This window comes from Hahella ganghwensis DSM 17046, assembly GCF_000376785.1.
Taxonomy (GTDB): Bacteria; Pseudomonadota; Gammaproteobacteria; order Pseudomonadales; family Oleiphilaceae; genus Hahella; species Hahella ganghwensis.
The window spans coordinates 1-16,542 of the sequence record NZ_AQXX01000114.1; the positions used below are offsets into that span (position 1 = coordinate 1).

Annotated in this window: 19 protein-coding genes; 16 read left to right on the top strand and 3 right to left on the bottom strand. The window is 48.5% G+C overall.

Annotated features, from left to right (window positions below; all coding sequences use genetic code 11):
• Both F566_RS32860 and F566_RS0113535 read left to right on the top strand, forming a co-directional pair.
• Nucleotides 1–148, top strand: a 148-nt coding sequence (locus tag F566_RS32860; RefSeq protein WP_020406419.1) for a transposase, incomplete at its 5' end; no start/stop codon positions are given.
• 15 nt (nt 149–163) lie between these two features.
• On the top strand, nt 164–712 hold the full coding sequence (locus F566_RS0113535; RefSeq protein WP_020407535.1) for a GNAT family N-acetyltransferase: 549 nt from the start codon (nt 164–166) through the stop codon (nt 710–712).
• 70 nt (nt 713–782) lie between these two features.
• Here the strand turns inward: F566_RS0113535 and F566_RS0113540 are convergent, their stop codons facing one another.
• Entirely contained in the window at nt 783–1,505 is a 723-nt protein-coding gene (locus F566_RS0113540; protein ID WP_157496783.1) for an SOS response-associated peptidase, read from the bottom strand.
• Between the two features lie 169 nt (nt 1,506–1,674).
• Nucleotides 1,675–2,970: an aerolysin family beta-barrel pore-forming toxin gene (locus F566_RS0113545; protein ID WP_245555248.1), complete on the bottom strand. Its 1,296-nt coding sequence runs from the start codon at nt 2,968–2,970 to the stop codon at nt 1,675–1,677.
• Nucleotides 2,971–3,561: 591 nt separating this feature from the next.
• Here F566_RS0113545 and F566_RS32865 point away from each other — a divergent pair.
• The 7 genes from F566_RS32865 to F566_RS0113575 all read left to right on the top strand — a co-directional run bounded on the left by F566_RS32865 (nt 3,562) and on the right by F566_RS0113575 (nt 9,205).
• Nucleotides 3,562–4,290: a substrate-binding periplasmic protein gene (locus F566_RS32865; protein ID WP_020407538.1), complete on the top strand. Its 729-nt coding sequence runs from the start codon at nt 3,562–3,564 to the stop codon at nt 4,288–4,290.
• Nucleotides 4,291–4,444: 154 nt separating this feature from the next.
• Nucleotides 4,445–5,026: a transporter substrate-binding domain-containing protein gene (locus tag F566_RS37735; RefSeq protein WP_245555257.1), complete on the top strand. Its 582-nt coding sequence runs from the start codon at nt 4,445–4,447 to the stop codon at nt 5,024–5,026.
• Entirely contained in the window at nt 5,023–5,208 is a 186-nt protein-coding gene (locus tag F566_RS36925; RefSeq protein WP_020407539.1) for a hypothetical protein, read from the top strand. Before F566_RS37735 ends, F566_RS36925 begins: the two co-directional genes overlap by 4 nt.
• 238 nt (nt 5,209–5,446) lie before the next feature.
• A complete protein-coding gene (locus F566_RS0113560) occupies nt 5,447–6,652 on the top strand; it encodes a M48 family metallopeptidase (protein ID WP_020407540.1) in 1,206 nt (401 codons plus the stop codon).
• Nucleotides 6,653–6,780: 128 nt separating this feature from the next.
• On the top strand, nt 6,781–7,443 hold the full coding sequence (locus F566_RS0113565) for a TIGR00266 family protein (protein ID WP_020407541.1): 663 nt from the start codon (nt 6,781–6,783) through the stop codon (nt 7,441–7,443).
• Nucleotides 7,444–7,456: 13 nt separating this feature from the next.
• Nucleotides 7,457–8,140, top strand: coding sequence for a TIGR00266 family protein (locus F566_RS0113570; RefSeq protein ID WP_020407542.1), 684 nt, complete (start codon nt 7,457–7,459; stop codon nt 8,138–8,140).
• A 12-nt stretch (nt 8,141–8,152) separates the two neighbouring features.
• Nucleotides 8,153–9,205, top strand: coding sequence for a TIGR00266 family protein (locus F566_RS0113575; RefSeq protein ID WP_020407543.1), 1,053 nt, complete (start codon nt 8,153–8,155; stop codon nt 9,203–9,205).
• Nucleotides 9,206–9,320: 115 nt separating this feature from the next.
• Here F566_RS0113575 and F566_RS0113580 read toward each other — a convergent pair whose 3' ends face one another.
• Nucleotides 9,321–10,418 (bottom strand): ABC transporter substrate-binding protein, encoded by a 1,098-nt coding sequence (locus F566_RS0113580; protein ID WP_020407544.1) that lies wholly within the window; start codon nt 10,416–10,418, stop codon nt 9,321–9,323.
• A 471-nt stretch (nt 10,419–10,889) separates the two neighbouring features.
• Here F566_RS0113580 and F566_RS37355 point away from each other — a divergent pair, with 471 nt between their 5' ends.
• The 7 genes from F566_RS37355 to F566_RS0113610 all read left to right on the top strand — a co-directional run bounded on the left by F566_RS37355 (nt 10,890) and on the right by F566_RS0113610 (nt 16,470).
• On the top strand, nt 10,890–12,059 hold the full coding sequence (locus F566_RS37355; RefSeq protein WP_211210667.1) for a thiamine pyrophosphate-binding protein: 1,170 nt from the start codon (nt 10,890–10,892) through the stop codon (nt 12,057–12,059).
• On the top strand, nt 12,002–12,730 hold the full coding sequence (locus tag F566_RS37360) for a thiamine pyrophosphate-dependent enzyme (protein WP_245555250.1): 729 nt from the start codon (nt 12,002–12,004) through the stop codon (nt 12,728–12,730). The genes F566_RS37355 and F566_RS37360 overlap by 58 nt, the downstream gene beginning before the upstream one ends.
• A gap of 15 nt (nt 12,731–12,745) precedes the next feature.
• On the top strand, nt 12,746–13,567 hold the full coding sequence (locus F566_RS0113590; protein WP_020407545.1) for an AraC family transcriptional regulator: 822 nt from the start codon (nt 12,746–12,748) through the stop codon (nt 13,565–13,567).
• 109 nt (nt 13,568–13,676) lie between these two features.
• On the top strand, nt 13,677–14,105 hold the full coding sequence (locus F566_RS0113595) for a VOC family protein (RefSeq protein WP_020407546.1): 429 nt from the start codon (nt 13,677–13,679) through the stop codon (nt 14,103–14,105).
• Between the two features lie 331 nt (nt 14,106–14,436).
• Entirely contained in the window at nt 14,437–15,129 is a 693-nt protein-coding gene (locus F566_RS0113600; RefSeq protein WP_157496785.1) for a hypothetical protein, read from the top strand.
• A 124-nt stretch (nt 15,130–15,253) separates the two neighbouring features.
• Entirely contained in the window at nt 15,254–16,072 is an 819-nt protein-coding gene (locus tag F566_RS0113605; RefSeq protein ID WP_020407548.1) for a hypothetical protein, read from the top strand.
• Between the two features lie 71 nt (nt 16,073–16,143).
• Complete coding sequence (locus tag F566_RS0113610; protein WP_020407549.1) at nt 16,144–16,470, top strand: cupin domain-containing protein; 327 nt, start codon at nt 16,144–16,146, stop codon at nt 16,468–16,470.
• Nucleotides 16,471–16,542 lie beyond the last annotated feature (72 nt).

The window sequence follows — 16,542 nt, forward strand, 5'->3', positions numbered from 1 at the left end:
TAAAGTGGAACACCCGTTCAGATACATCAAGCAGGTGTTTGGTTACGACAAAGTCCGCTATCGAGGCTTGGCCAAGAACAAGAGCCGGCTCTATCTGTTGGCGGCCTTCAGCAATCTGCTGATGGCAAGGAAAGAGCTGCAGGTATAGGGGCAGTGAGCCCAGATGACGCCCCACAGGGGGGGGAAGATCCAAAATGGCCGGAAAAACACTCTGAATATTCGGCCATATATCGTCGAGAGTTTGAATTACCTCAGAACCTTGGGGTTATTCAGACTCTCCCTAGGTTACCGCCTGGCCAGAAGGTTCTGGAATAAGGGGTATGCCACAGAGGCCTGTAAAGCCATTATCTCTTGGCTAGTGGAGTTGTTCAGCTACGAGTGGTTTGTCATGGAAAAGGAATACTATATACCCCCTTCATGTTTAGATGATATCCGTTCCTTTGCGGAAAAAGAGAACCTGCCTGATGTCATCCGAATTGTCAGTAAACATAACAATGGTGAAATCTCCCTGACACCCATGGAGGTTAACATCGTTGTGGATATTGCGATGCTCTGGCGTCTTCAGGCCGAGCTGAAATATCCGTATTGGGATGTCAATCACCCTAACTACAACCCAGAGCATGAAAGAAAGTTTCTGAGTGAACAGGAAGAGCGGTGGGGAAAGATTGCGATGACCTTTGGCGCTGAATTAGATCTCGAGATCGCTTGCTAAAGCGTCTCTCGGGGCATTGATCTAATCTGTTCTTCACTATACGTCAGAAAACACCAGGGACGGCCTCACTTTATGACGACTCTTCATCACCTGTTTTTTTGATCGGACCTGTCGGCTCCATTAAATTGCCATCCTTGTTCCTGGCATTCCCTACCATCTTACTGATGGGATAATAAACCCAACCTTCGAGCTCCCTTGGAGCAAGCATTGGGCGAATTTCACTGAGGTCCAAGGAGGTATCGAGCCAGGTGTCGAATTGCTCGGGCTGGAGCATCACCGGCTGACGTGGATGCAGGTCTTTCAATGACGGTGAGGCCTCCGTGGTGATGATAGCGCAGGAGTCCACTGGATAACCTTCTTTTTCCCACCGGTCCCAGATACCTGCAAAGAAACAGTAACCAGACTCTGGGCGAATATAAAAAGGCTGTTTGACGCCGTCTACGACACTCCATTCGATATACCCGGAAGCCGGCACGATCGCTCTGCGGTGCCGGAACGGCCCGGCAAATGCTTTGCTGGATTCAATACTTTCAGCTCTGGCATTAAACATGGAATATTTCATGGAGATGGCCGGAGCCCAATGAGGGGTCAGCCACCAGCGCATTTCACGAACAATCTTGGTGACTTCATCCTTGATGGCGACAAGGACCTCATCTGTCGGGGCGATATTGAACATGTCCGGCTGAGCTCTGGGTTTCATGCCGGAAGTATCAAACCCCATGCCTTCCAGAAGCCCGATCACCTCTGGACTGTCTATGACATTGTAACGTCCGCACATGACTGGTTTGTCCACATATAGAAATGCTGATTAACAGTATAGCGGCTACGAGGGAGCCCTGTGCCAGGAGAGGAACCTTAAGCAGGCTGCCGGGGAATAAAACTGGTTGAAAGGAAATTAAAAGAACGGCGCCCTGGGATCAGCAGGGCGCCGCTTTATTGGTCAGAAACTGATAACTCCGTGCTTACTGGGTCTGGAGGGCTCCATCCAATGTGAAGCTCAGGTTAGTGACCGTATCGTCATAGCTGTAGTCATCAACCCGGACAATTTCCATGTGCAGAGAATCATTGCTATCCAGGCTGCGTTTGCTCAAGCGGGATTGTTGCGCCTGCTGTGTGGGCATTTCCCCTTCCTCAAGATCAATCGCAGGACCTGCCTCAATGACGTAGTGACTACCGTCGACAGTGGTAAATTTCCCGGTCAGAGGTGCGACATATCTGCGTTTGGTAATGTTGCCCAGGGTCCATTGCAAACTGCCCTGACCAAACTGGTCTATCATCCAACCCCAATCCCATTGACCATAACCTGAAATATCCCGGTGCAGATACTGATCGAGAATATCTTCCGAAGCATTCAGGTTATTGCGGCCTCCGAAAGTAAAGTTTTCCCATGGCCGGTCGGTGGGATGATCCGTTCGGGCATTCCCTCCCCAGCGGAGAAAGTTTTCCATGGCAACGTTGTAGTTCAGCACCATCTCCGATTCATATGGAATATCGGCTTTCTGTTTGAATACGGTCAGAGTGATAAAGCGTTTGGATCGCGGCGGCATTTGCGCACGATACTGGGAAGACTGCCGGATGGTATCACTGTTTCCGTTGGTTTCACTCCAGCCCTGACTGGCCTCGAAGGCGGCGGTAATTTCAGTACTGCCACCGAAGATCTTAAGGTCAAACTCATAAGAGTTCTTGATACTGATCGATTCGGTGAATGAGTAATCTTCCTGCTTTGACCAGCTCTTGGTTTCATCATACCCCAGGGTGGCGACTGCCGTGTCTTCGGTATTACCGTAGTTATATACCACGGCGGTCACCGTTTTTAGCGGCTCCTGATCATAAACCTGGGGAGTTCCCAGTTTCATGGTCGAGGGGTCTGTGTAGAAGCGCAGGTCGGATACCGTCATTTTCAACCGACTGTCTGCCCAATACCCGTCTGCATAAGGATCGCTGCTGTTGTAATTGGCTTGCAGAGTGTATTGATTGTCGCCGTTGCGGGTGATACTGAAATCTTCACCGACTTTATTTGACGCTGTTCCTCCACACCAGCCATAGCCGAGGTAATGGGCAAGATAGGCCAGGGGAACATAGAAATCCGAATCGTTCATGATGGTGTGCTTCAGGCTGACAATATCCTGAGCCCCATAAACCTTATCCGAATAATCAGGAATATCATCGGTGGCTTTCGCAAAGACGTGAGAGGTGGGCACTGTAAACAGCGCGGTGACGACGGCGGTGGATATAAGAGATTTGGCAAAATGTTTCATGATTGACTCCATTAATTGTTTTTGTTCCTTGGAGTTTTCAGGAAACAACAACTAAAACGTTTTAGTCAATCATATGTTCTATATAACATGTTACAAAACAACAATGGACTAGTTATATATTGATAGTACTTATATTTATTATCATTAGTGTCAAGTATTATGACACGTTACAAAGAGAGAGAAAACATTGTTGATCAATGTCTTATATGTCTGGAAAGTCTTTTTATATCTGGGATATACAAAGAATTTAAGATGATATTGAGTGGCGTTTTCTAATGATACTTCCGAATAAAGTGTATAAGAGAATGTAAGTGATTTCCGAAGGGGTCTGGTAAATCAAATCAGGTGACCGAATCGAAGGGTCTTAATTAACAGGGCGGCAATTCTAAATAGATTTAGTCCTGAAAAATACAATTATTTTAATGAAATCTCAGAGAGAGAATAATACGCCGAGACTTCATGATATTGCGCTTAGTGGATAATTTTTCAGAGGTTTTAGGGACTGGGCTGATGATCTGGGTCGTGCAAAAAATGATCAGTCTGTGGCTGAGATACTATACTTGAGGTGTCCTTAACTCGGAGATTGATCTAATGAGAAAGTTCCACCAGGTATTGCTGCTTATATTGCTGTTTCTGTCCGGCTTTGCCGGGGCGGGGGATATTCGTGTAGCAGTTGGACTGGCGCTGCCTCCATACGTCCTGACTGACTCCAATAGTGGCATGGAGCTCGATGTAGTGCGTGAGGCATTAAAACTTAAGGGACATTCGTTGACGCCAGTATATTTGCCATTTATCCGGTTCGGGCAACACCTTGCCGAAGGTAAGGTCGATGCCGCGATGACGATCAATGAGGGTTCTCAGATTCCGGACATTGTTTATTCTGACACGCATATCACTTATCAGAATGTTGCTGTGGCACTGGAATCAAGTGGTTTGCAAATTAAATCAGTTCAGGATCTGGCTAAATTTCGTGTGATTGCATTTCAAAATGCGACCAAGTATCTGGGGGCCGAGTTTGCTGCAATGGCAGAAGCCAATAGTAAATATTCTGAAAAGGCGCAGCAGGAGCAGCAGATCACACTGCTGTACTCCGGCCGGACGGATGTCGTGGTCATGGATATCAATATCTTCAAGTACTTTAAAAAGCTGGAAAAAAAAGTCAGTACTGATGCACCAGTAACGATTTTTGAAATTTTTCAGCCTACGGCGTACAAAGTCGGATTTCGCAATCGTGAATACCGAGATGATTTCAATGCAGGCTTGAAAACTATCAAGGACAGTGGCAGGTATCAGGAAATTTTGAACTCTTATCTAAAATAAACAGACGATTGAGCGTCAGCCGGCGTCCATGGATGTGTCTGATCCTCCAGGAGGGAGCCAGCTTGTTCGGAGCATTTGCATAGAGGCCGGTTTTTGCTGAAAGAGGCTGCTTGTTGAATGGGGCTGAGGCGATGAATTCTATGAGGCGCGGATAATGAGACTACTCAGCATACTCATGTATGCATTGAGTATGCTGTTTGCAGTTAGTGCGGCATATGGACAGGGAACGTTAAGGGTTGCCTTTGGCAATGCCTTGCCTCCCTGGGTGATGCCGGACACCGATAGCGGCATCATCCTGGACATTCTGCGAGAAACAATGGAGCCTCTGGGCTACATTATTGAGCCCGTATATTACCCGTATGCGCGACGCATTGAAGCCTATCACGATGGTTTAGTTGATGTAGTGACGGACATTAATCAGCAGATTATCGACAATGAAGGGTTAAAGGGCTATTTCTCGGTGATTGCATACTCCTATGAAAACTTTGCCATCTCTCTGAAAGACAGAAATTATCATTTCGACACAGTGAATGACCTTTCCGAATATCGAATATTGTCATGGCAGGGGGCAAGCAAAATTCTTGGCGAAGAATGGCCGAGAATAATCCTGGCTATAGTGAGCACCTTGACCAGGAGCTTCAAATTAAATTATTATTTACGGGACGGGTTGATGTTGTTCAGTTGGACAAGGAAATCTTTCATTATTTCAGAAACAAAGTTGGTCAAGAGGGGGTGATCGACACTGACCAGAATGTGGATATGTTTGGTTTATTTGGCGAAAATCGTTGTGGCTTTTTCTTTCGTGATCTTAAAGTCAGAAATGATTTCAATTCCGCATTCACCATTCTCAAGCGCAGCGGACGCTATTTAAGCATATATGCCCGTTATGTCGGCAGCCATGACCTCGTGTTTCCTTAAAAAGCCCCTCTTAAGTTTCTCTTCCTAAGTAAGTTCAACTTGGAAAGATCCTAAATATAATCTTTGCATTTGAGTTATGTTAATTGTGAGGCCGCTATAATGATGATTTGGATATCTTCTTAAACAATTGATTATGCTTATTAAATTGGCCTAAAGTCATATTCACGGATAAACTAAGCGCCCACGGCTGTGTTTTTAAATACACGAATTGCCGACAAACAAGCGACAGGAAAGAGGAATGGAACAGGCGCGCAAATACGAGGCTCACGCGTTTCACGAGCAATTCAATAAAGGCCGGAGTTCCGGTTCTCTCAAGGTTTCCGCTACCGCAATCGAATTTGACGCCGGTACTGACAGGCAGGGGCAGATTCGTTTTCCGATCAGCCGAGTGAAGGTGCAAATGGGCGGGGCCAGTAATCGTCTGGTATTTATCACCCATCCTGATTATCCGGACTGGAAGCTTTATACCAGTGACCGCAGCATATTGAAAAACCCGGACCTGCACCTTGATGCCGGTATTCAGGGGCAGTTACGTCAGGCAAGAAATGTCCGGCGCATTGGCTGGATGGTCTTGTTCATGGTGGCTTTTCTGATTGTGGCAGCACCTGTATCGGTGTTTGTCTTTATGGACAGTATTACTGCCGTTGCTGCGCGACAAGTGCCGGTTGAGTGGGAGGAGCAGCTTGGAAAGTCTGCCTTTGCCCAGTATCAGATAGAAACGGATATGTTGGATACAGAAGATGGAGAGAGGGCGCTTGCAGCCTTGACCGATCCTTTGCTGAGCGCCGTCAAAGACGAACGTTATGAGTATCGTATTTATATCTCTGACTCCACCGACCTCAATGCATTTGCGCTTCCCGGCGGCTATATTGTGATTAATTCAGGACTGATTCTGGCGGCAGACTCGGGTGAAGAAGTGCTGGGAGTGGTGGCCCATGAAATTTCCCATGTTACGGAACAACATGGGGTTCGCAATATTATCGCTGCAACAGGAACCTATACGCTGATTCAGGCAATGTTTGGTGATGTCAGTGGTCTGCTGGCAACGGTGGTCAATGCAGCTCCTTTCCTGCTTAACCAGAGCTACTCCAGAGGTTTCGAATCTGAAGCGGACGATAAAGGAATGGCGTTATTGCAGCGGGCGAACATTAACCCGGTGGGAATGATCAGCTTCTTCGAGAAAATTATTGAGGAAGAGAAAGCGCGTATGGCCAGGGTTGAAGATGAGGACACCCGTGACCTGATCGAGCAGGGAATGGGTTTTTTGAGTTCTCATCCTGCCACAGAGGAACGGATTGCCACTTTGAAAGAAAAGCTGGAGGGAAATGAGGAAGATTACCGAAGTCTGGATCAGGAGTTCCAACAGCTAAAGGCATTGGTGAAAGAGTTTGTTGTAGAGAATGGTGGTGAAATCGAAAGTAGACATTCATTACCAGAGGAATAGCCCAGATCAGGGCATGGGCAGTACTACCGGGTCATAACCCGGCGTTGTAAGTTTATTGTTTCCGATGTTGAAAATAACGCATTCAGGGAACTGAATCAGATAACAAGTCACGATGAAAGAGGCTTTGTATGAAAGCAGAAATCAAGGGCGGCTCAGCGTTCAGCTATCTGGATATTGAGCTGGACGCTGGAGAGCAGATCACCGCGGAGTCGGATGCAATGTCCAGTATGTCGGCAGAGCTGGATATGGCAACCAGGCCAAATGGATCTGTGTTCACCGCATTGCTGAAGAAACTATTGGGCGGGGAGACTTTTTTCATCAATCGCTTTACCAATAATACCAGTGGCCCGTGCAAGATTACGCTGGTACAGCCGACACCGGGAGAGATCCGTTGTGTTGAGTTGAATGGCGACTCTCTGTGTCTGCAGCCGGGTGCCTTTATGGCTGCAACCGATGGCGTCACTTTGGGATTACGTTGGGCCGGATTGACTTCCTGGATTGCCCGAGAGGGGCTGTTCAAGCTCGTGGTATCCGGGAACGGTAAGGTCTGGTATGGCGCATATGGCGCTTTACTGGAGCGTGAAGTCGACGGTGAGTTTATTGTTGATACCAGCCACCTGGTGTCTTATGACCCCTCCCTGAAGTTGAAACTGCAGTTGGCTGGTGGGCTATTTTCCAGCTTTTTTGGCGGTGAGGGATTGGTCACCCGCGTTGAGGGTAAAGGGAAGATTGTGATCCAGACCCGGAGTGTCAGTGGTCTGGTGAGTTGGATAAATCCAAAACTGTATTAGAGGGGAGCTGAACATGGATATCGAATTAATTCATCGCCCCGGGAATACCGCAGCGAAAGTCAAACTGCAACAGGGCGAGACATGCACCGCCGAATCCGGCGCCATGATTGCCATGAGCGGCAATATGGATGTGACCACCACCACTCACAAGAAGAAAAGTGGTGGTGTGTTAAAGGCGCTGAAGCGCATGGTGGCTGGCGAATCATTGTTCCTTAACCACTTTGAACCTAAATCAGGTGATGGTGAGGTCTGGTTTGGTGCGAATTTGGCTGGCGACATGATGACCTATAATCTCGACAACGAAAGCCTCATTGTCCAGGGCGGGTCATTTATGGCGTGTGAAGACAGCGTGGAAATTGATCTTGGGTGGCAGGGGTTTAAATCCTTTCTCTCCGGTGAAAGCGTGTTCTGGGTCAATCTGAAAGGAAAAGGTCAAGTGCTTCTGAACTCCTTTGGTGCCATATACCCGGTTGAGGTGGATGGGGAGTATATAGTGGACAGTGGTCATATTGTGGCCTTTAACGAAACACTGGATTTTTCCATTACTAAAGCGGGCAAAAGCTGGTTGCACTCCTTTTTGGGGGGCGAGGGGCTGGTATGCAAATTTCAGGGGAAAGGGACAGTCTGGTGTCAGTCTCACAACCCCGGCAGCTTCGGGTGGACCTTGTCCCCCGGTCTGAAGCCGCGTAAAGCGTAAGGAGGGCGACATATGAATACATCTGCCTATCAGGTTCGGGTGACCGGCGAGTTGAACCCCGGCGTTTCCCGCGAAAGTGCCGTTGAAGCCTTTTCCAAACTGTTTAAAGTGGCCAATGAAAAGGCTGAGAATATCTTTTCGAAAGCGCCGGTGGTGGTAAAGAAAGGTGTGGATGAGGCGACTGCCAACAAAATTCAGCGCGCACTCGATAATATCGGTGTGCAAAGTGCTGTTGAGATGGCGACGGCGGAACAAGTGCCTCAGGCCCAGGCTCAGAATGAACAGAAGTCCGAACAGTCGACGAACGGGTCGACGCTGGAGCGTGCCATCGAGCGGGCTTCAAATGCGCCGCTCAAACAGGAAGTGCATGCCACCTCAAGGCTGGTGGAGGAACAACCGGGTTATCAATTCAAAATTGAGGGGCAACCCGATTACGCGTTTCTAACCGTCAACATTCCTGCTGAGAAAACTCTGAGGGTTGAAGCCTCCGCCATGGCGACGATGGACACCAATCTGGTGATGAAAACCAAGGCTAAAGGTGGGTTGGGACGATTGTTAACTTCAGAATCCATCTTTATCAATGAGTTTACCTCTCAGAATGGTCCGGGAGAAATAGGGATTGCCCCTGCCTCTCCGGGAGATCTGGCTCATGTTTATCTACGCGATGAAACGATCTTCCTGCAGAATTCTGCCTTCGTTGCTTCCGATATGAATGTGGTCGTGGAAACCAAATGGCAAGGATTGACTAAAGGCTTTTTCTCTGGTGAGAGCCTTTTCCTGATTCGTTGTAGCGGTAACGGCGATCTCTGGTTTAACACCTACGGAGGCATGATCATGCTGGATGTGGACGGCGATTATGTCGTTGATACCAGCAATATTGTGGCCTTTACGGAAGGATTGGACTACAAAATCACCAAAGTGGGGGGCTATAAGTCTTTGTTCTTCTCCGGCGAAGGTTTTGTCTGTCGGTTCAGCGGAAAAGGAAAAGTCTGGATTCAGACTCGCAGTGTTCAGGCGTTTGCCAGCTGGATGTATCCTTACCGGCCGGTGAAGAAGAAGGGGTAGATGGCAGGTCGTTGACAGAGTGAGCGACAGCCCACACTTGGCTGACGAGCCTCAAATGAAAAGGGCCTGATTATCAGGCCCTTTTTTATTATCTGTTGAGTCGTTTATTGTCTGTTTAGAATACAGAGTCGGAAGGTACTGTACACCATCTTCCACCGGAACAGATAGCTTTAACCCACAGACGGTGTTTCAGGCGCTTGGTTCTGCGATCAACCGGCGCAATCTGTTCTAGGCTTGCTTCAACTGACGCAGGAGGATAGATGGCCGGGTTATCCAGGATTTCCTGGTCAACAAACTGTTTGCCGCTCTGCATAGGCGTTGGATAGGCATTGTAGTTTGAGTTTCTTCCGGCAACTTCGGCAGAAGACACGAAGTTGATGAACTTGTAGGCCAGTTCTTTGTTCTGGCTGTTTTTGGGAATTGCCATAGTGTCGATCCACATATTGGCACCTTCCGTTGGAATGGCATACTGGATATCAGGATTGTCTGCTGATGACTGCAGAATATCTCCGGAATAGCCAACTGCCAGACAGATTTCATTCTTGATCAGGTCTTCTTTGTATTGGCCGCTGTTGCGATATCTTACCTTAGGCAAACTGTCGACCAGTGTCTGGCCGGCATCTTTGAGGCTGTCAGGGTTGTCGCTGTTCAGAGAATGCCCTTTATAGATTAGCGCTGCGCCGATCAACTCGTCACGATCATTCAGAATACCAATACCGCACTTGGAGGTTTTTTCCAGAGTTTTCGGGTCGAAAAGCAGGCTCCAGGAAATGTTTGAAGTATCAACGCCCATTTGCTTCAGCTTCTTGGCGTTATAGCCGATACCGGTGGTTCCCCACATATAAGGGAAGGAATAGATTTCTCCGCTACTATTCTGGTAAAGCGCCTTACTGATCACTGGGTTGATATCAGAAAAGTTTTTCAGGGACTTCTTATCTAATGGCTCCAGAAAATCTTTATCTGACATGCGGCTCACCAGATAAGACGTCGGGAAAATGACGTCAAAACGACTGTCAGGTGCAAACAACTGGTCTGCCATACCTTCGATGTCGTCAAAGGTAGAGTATTCAACTTTGACCTTGTATTTCTTTTCGAACTCGCTGACGATTTCCGGGTCAATATAGTCGTCCCAGTTAAGAACTCTGAGGGTTTCGGCTGCGGCGGAAAAGACGCTGCAGAGAAGAACAGTAAACAACGCTAAAGATTTATACATAACTACCTGAATTTAATCACTTGTGCCAATATTGAGAAACTGCAGCCGATAGCCAGCTCTGTCAGTAAAAGCCTTGGATATACTTTCTGACAGTGGTTCGTCTGCGTTGCTTGGATTTTCGAATTATGATGAGCCCGCAATTGATCCTGGACGGGGCTTCTTGTGGTGAGGTTGCTTAGGTAATCGTTTTTTTTGCGCCAGCGCCTTCCTGTTATTTTGGTGTAGAAGAGACGCACCTCCCAAATGCTCGGTGAGTATACAGCCCTCGCAACAAATGTCTTGTGTAATTGTGTTTTTTCATTGTCGTGATGTTGTAAAAATTCTGCAAGCACGTATTTCTTTTGGGGTGGGGTTAATTAGTGGATTGACTACCTGTTATGCTTGATTTGTACTGTCAATAGCAGTCTTTAAAACATTGCAATATCTGAACAGCCAATACTCTCACGACAACTGGCCAAGGGAGGCAGAGCGATGCAGTTTGGTGGACTGATTCATGGTGGACGAATTGTTGCCGAGGCAATAAAAGAGCAAGGAGTAGAGCACCTGTTTACTCTCTGTGGTGGGCACATCTCGCCCATCCTGTCTGGATGTAAAGCGTTAGGGATATCGGTCTGGGATGTTCGTCATGAAGCTTCTGCCGTGTTTGCGGCGGATGCAGTGTCCCGTCTTACTGGAACTCCCGGAGTGGCTGCTGTCACGGCTGGGCCGGGAGTCACCAATTCTGTTACAGCGGTCAAGAATGCCCAGTTGGCTCAATCACCTCTGATACTGTTGGGCGGTGCCAGTGCAACGGTTCTGCGTGGGCGTGGCTCGCTTCAGGATATCGATCAGCTCAGTCTAATGGCGCCTCATGTGAAGGCAACTCATTCGGTTAAAAAGGTCCGGGACATTGCGCCGACTATCAGGCAGGCCTTTGAAACGGCCCGATCAGGAGTGCCGGGGCCGGTATTTATCGAGTTACCCCTGGATATACTGTACCCGGAAGATCTGGTGAAAGAATGGTATGGCATTAAAGGGAGCGAGCAGGCGAAGGGCGGCATTGCCTCCAAGGCTATTCAGAAGTACCTCGATTATCATACGCACCAGATTTTCAAACCGGAAGAATCTGCTGTCACGCCATTGGCTGGTGCCAGACAGCTTTCACTGCGGCTTTCCGGTATGGCTGAGGACGCCTTGGAACATGTGAATATCGAAGCGCTGGCCAGGTTGTCAGCCAGGAGATTGAGGCACGCAAATGCGCCGGTTCTGGTGATCGGCAGTCAGGCTGTGAAGTCTCCCGGCAAAATAGATGAACTGATATCTGCAGTTGAGAGCTTGGGGGTGCCTGTCTTTTTGTCAGGAATGGCCCGCGGGCTATTGGGGCGGAATCACCCGCTGCAAAGTCGCCATCGACGCAGGCAGGCGCTGAGAGATTCGGATGTCGTCTTGCTGGCGGGAGTTCCCTGTGATTTCCGACTGGATTATGGGGGGCACATAAACCGCCGAGCGACTCTGATATCGGTTAACCTGAGTCGTTCGGACCTGTTCAGGAATCGAATCCCTGGGGAGAACCGGCAGATTTTCTTGCCTGCCTGGCTGAACGTTTGTCTTCTGAACGCGAACCCCAAGAAAGTAAATCCCCTGAAAACGAAGCGCTTGTAAACAAAGCTCATACAAACAAAAGCTTCGATGCCTGGCGCCAGGCCCTTGCCAGTACTGATGCCCAGCGAAACCAGGAAATTCAGCAGCAGGCCCGTGAGCAGGCCGGGCATATCAATCCACTTGAATTGTTTACTGTTCTCGACTCCAGAATTGATGACAATGCCGTGATCGTTGCCGATGGTGGGGATTTTGTTGCTACAGCATCCTATACCTTACAGCCTCGCCGTCCATTGAGTTGGCTGGATCCTGGCGTATTCGGTACTCTCGGGGTTGGAGGCGGCTTTGCAATCGGTGCCGGCGCAGTACGTCCTGATGCAGAGATCTGGATTATTTATGGTGACGGTTCCTCGGCATACTCTCTGGCGGAGTTTGATACTTTTGCCCGTCATGGCAGGGGTTTCATTGCGGTAGTTGGCAATGATGGTTGCTGGAATCAGATCGCTAGGGATCAGATTAAGGTGCTGAAAGATGATGTAGGCGTGTTGTTACGGCAGTCTGATTATCATTTGGTTGCTCAGGGATATGGGGGGGAAGCTCTACTGCTGGATGACCCGAAAAATATACGCGCCACCATTACCAAAGCCAAAAAGCTGGCCAAAGCCGGTAAGCCAATGTTGATTAACGTGATTCTGGATAAATCCGATTTCCGTGAAGGATCCCTGTCTGTTTGAAAGGAGTCAACGATAATGATCAGGCGTCCTCCAATACCTGCTCTGCAACCATTCGTAAAAGAATCATGGGCTGCTGACTCGACCGGTTCTTCCGCTGAATCTCGTCCCGGAGACAGGGAGCATGTACTGCCTACCGGCAGTATGCATTTAGTTTTCAGGTTAACCTCAGATCCACTGAAAGTGTATCGGCAGACTGGTGAGGCGGGTGGGATATCCTATGGACCTGTAGTGATTGGTGGAGTTCGGTCAGTTTACTATATTCGTGATATATCCAGGCCGACCCGGTCTGTTGGGGTGCTTTTGAAACCAGGAGTCTCAGAATGGCTGTTTGGGAGTCATTCCGATGAGTTCTCTCACCGCCATACCTGTGTGGACTTGGTGTGGGGGCGAGAAGCTGAGTTGATCAGGGAGCAGCTGTCTGAGTTATCCCAGGTTCGTCAACTGGCAATGGTTGAAAGCTGGCTTGCCAGACGCCTGTCAGTGGCGGACGCTCCTTCCCAGGTGATGGTGGATGCACTGAAAAGGCTTGAAGCCCGCGAGACAATACGTTCGGTCGTTGAATACTCCGGCTATAGCCATCGCCATTTTAACGCACTGTTCCGACGTTTTGTTGGTCTCACCCCGAAAGCTTATAGTCGAATACTTCAATTCCAGCGCCTGGTAGATCGTCTGAAGTATTCTCCCCAACAATCGATGGCAGAAATTGCACTGGAGGCTGGCTATAGTGATCAAGCCCATTGTAGTCGTCATTTTCTTGCCACCGCAGGCATCACTCTCTCTGAATACAGACGTCTCGCTCCCCAATTTCATCGCCATGTGAAGCTTCCTTCGACATAAGCAATCACTACGAGAGGTCAATTTTATTCAAGACCATGACTTTCCCTAGGGCTATATTCAATTGCCATCTCATTCGATTCATCATAATCAAAGAGGAGATACCTGAAAGATGATTCACGAAATGTTTCCCTATCTATGTGCGCGCGATGCCGGGGCGGCAGTTGAATTCTATATCAAAGCATTCGGGGTGACGGAAAAGTTTCGTCTGACTGAACCGGGCGGACGAATCGGACACGTAGAGTTGGATTTCAACGGCGCAACCCTGATGTTGTGTGATGAGTTTCCGGAATGTGGCAGCAGGGGACCTGACGCATATGGAGGTACTCCGGTGACGATACATCTGCATGTGGATGATGCTGACGCAGTGATTCGCCGAGCGGTAGAGTGTGGCGCAACGTTGGAAAGAGAGCCTGGCGATCACTTCTACGGAGAACGTTCAGGGACAATTTGTGATCCTTTCGGCCATCGCTGGTTGATCGGCCACTGTATCGAAAAGGTGACACCTGAAGAAATGCAGCGCCGCTACAATGAGATGTGAGTCGAAACTTGGGAAACTTTTTTGATCGCTTCCATGCTATTGCCGGCAAGCTGTTGACCTAGTCTGATTTATATGGCTTGATAAAATAAAGGAAACCAGAGTTGCATCTTCATCGTAAGATGTGAAAAGGCGATACATGATCTAATCTGAGAATGCATCGCCTGTCTGACGATTAAGTAGGGACACTTGATTCCATCCTCTGTTTTGACAAATCCCTCCTGAAATCGTTTTGGACCACGCGGGAATGCGTGTTCAAGGTTTTTAATATAAATACATGATCTTATACCCCTGGGAGAGATCCGACGTCAGGGAAGTGTTGCGGGTGTTTGTCATGGCGAAATTTTTGACATTGCTGGTAGGTCTCTGGCTGTCTGTCATTCAGACGGTTTATGGTGCCGTGGTTGATGTTTCCTCATCAATCAAGGCCAACGACTCCTTCTCTTTATATTTTTCAGTGCAGGAGTTGAGCCACAATATTAGCGACTCTCTCAAGGCGCTGGATATTGATGTCTTGTATGATCCCGTCCATACGGCTTTGACAGAGTTTGATTTTGATGATCCTGTTGTAGCTTCCCAGTTAGGGTTGAGTCCGAGTGAGCATAAGGCGGCCTCCAGTGTCAGAAAGCCGGCAATTATTGAGGATAAGATAAGCATTGAGGCTGGTATCCACGGGGAGCGTGGTATGGACAGGGAAAGGGAAGTTGCGGTAAAGCCAGGTCGTCCCCTTCAGTCAGGATTATTCCAGAGCCAATATCCTGATAAGGGCTTCAACCATTTAAGTGTAGAGTTTTCCGTTTTAGTGTCGCCTGCAAGGAACAGCGAGTTACTCGAAACTCTTGATCCTTTCATGTATCTGCGTAACGCTCAGGGTGAGGTGTTGAACGATAGTGTTGAGCTTGTTCATTCTCCGTCCACCTTATCTCTTGATGCAGACACCAATCTTCCTGAGCCGGCAAATTTGTCCATTCTGATTCTGGCTATCGCCCTGTTAGTGCTTCGTGCCCGCTTTTCTTTTCTGCAATAAAAAATTCATTAAATGAATTCAAGGTAACCCTTTATGCTGCGCCGCTTCATGGAAGGATGCTGGGCGGTCGACCACCTCAGCTGATTTGATGTGAGATTGTAAATTGGATTGTAAGGAAGTCGTTATGGATAAGAAGACATTGGAAAAGTACTGGGTGGATATCTCCAAGATCCTGGGATCAGGTATAGATATTCTTGCGGGTAACAGTGCGGCGAGTATGACCGCAAAAGTGTTGGCGATTGGTGCCGAAGTCACCAAGGAAGACGGGGTGGAGAAAGGGCTGCCGGTCATACTGGGAGTGCCTTTGGCACCTAATCCTCATTTTCTGGAAAATGGGTATAGTGGCCAGAGTTTCAAGTTTACCGCGCCCTATCTAAGGCAAAGATGTGCAAAGAAGATTGGTGGCGAGGCGTTTGAAATTGCCGGGGGCGTTGCCTCAGCCTGTTCAGGAGCTCTGTCAGTAAACGTCGCTTCGGCTATCAAGCATGGTACCGCCGATGCCAGCTCTCTTATTCATCTATACCGCTTTGCCAACATGAGTGTACGGGTACAGGGGAGTGAATATCTGTCGTTTCTCCTTGATATTCTGATTCGGATGAAAATGACGAAGGTGGTGGTGAGGAGTGGTGACTTTGCTGGATCGCTGGCAGGAGGTATCTTCGGCAAGGTCATCAGCATGACAATGCGGGGTTGTAAGATTGGCATCAAGGAGCAGGCCGGTGCGGTGGTGGCCTTCACTGCCCAGGAGTTGCACTGGAGAGCCTATGTGGAACAGCGTCTGCTTGGCCATTTCGGTGGAGGAACCGGCCCTGCATCGTTAATGGTGAAAGAATTGCTTACGCGCCGAACCCACCGTTTACTGGGTGGGCAATACGATTGGAAAGGTATTGTTAATGAGCCGGCAGGATGGATTGTCTTAAAAGATAAGATTGCGATGATATAAGCTCACCGGGGCTCAGGGATGAGCCTTTTGCTCAGCTCACAGGAAGTGTGGACGGCAAGAGGAAGACATACATGTCTGATCCAAAAATCGGCAATATCTTTGCCTCTATTCCCAGAGACAAATCCTCTGAGGTATTTGAATTCCTGGCTGGCGCTGGCCAGGTCAAAATTGAGCGTATTGTTTCACAGGGGCATACCTCGCCAGATTCCGGTTGGTATGATCAGGATCAAAACGAGTGGGTCATGGTAGTCAAGGGAACCGCTGTGATTACCTATGACAGCGGGCAGGACATCCGTCTGCAGGAAGGGGACTACCTGAACATTCCAGCACATCAGAAACATAAGGTGAGCTGGACTGATCCCGACACAGAAACCCTATGGCTGGCTGTATTTTACTGAGCTGTTCTTCCCTGATTCTTCGTATACACCCTCTCCGGAGTTGTCTGTATACAGGCTAACCTGGTCTGTCCT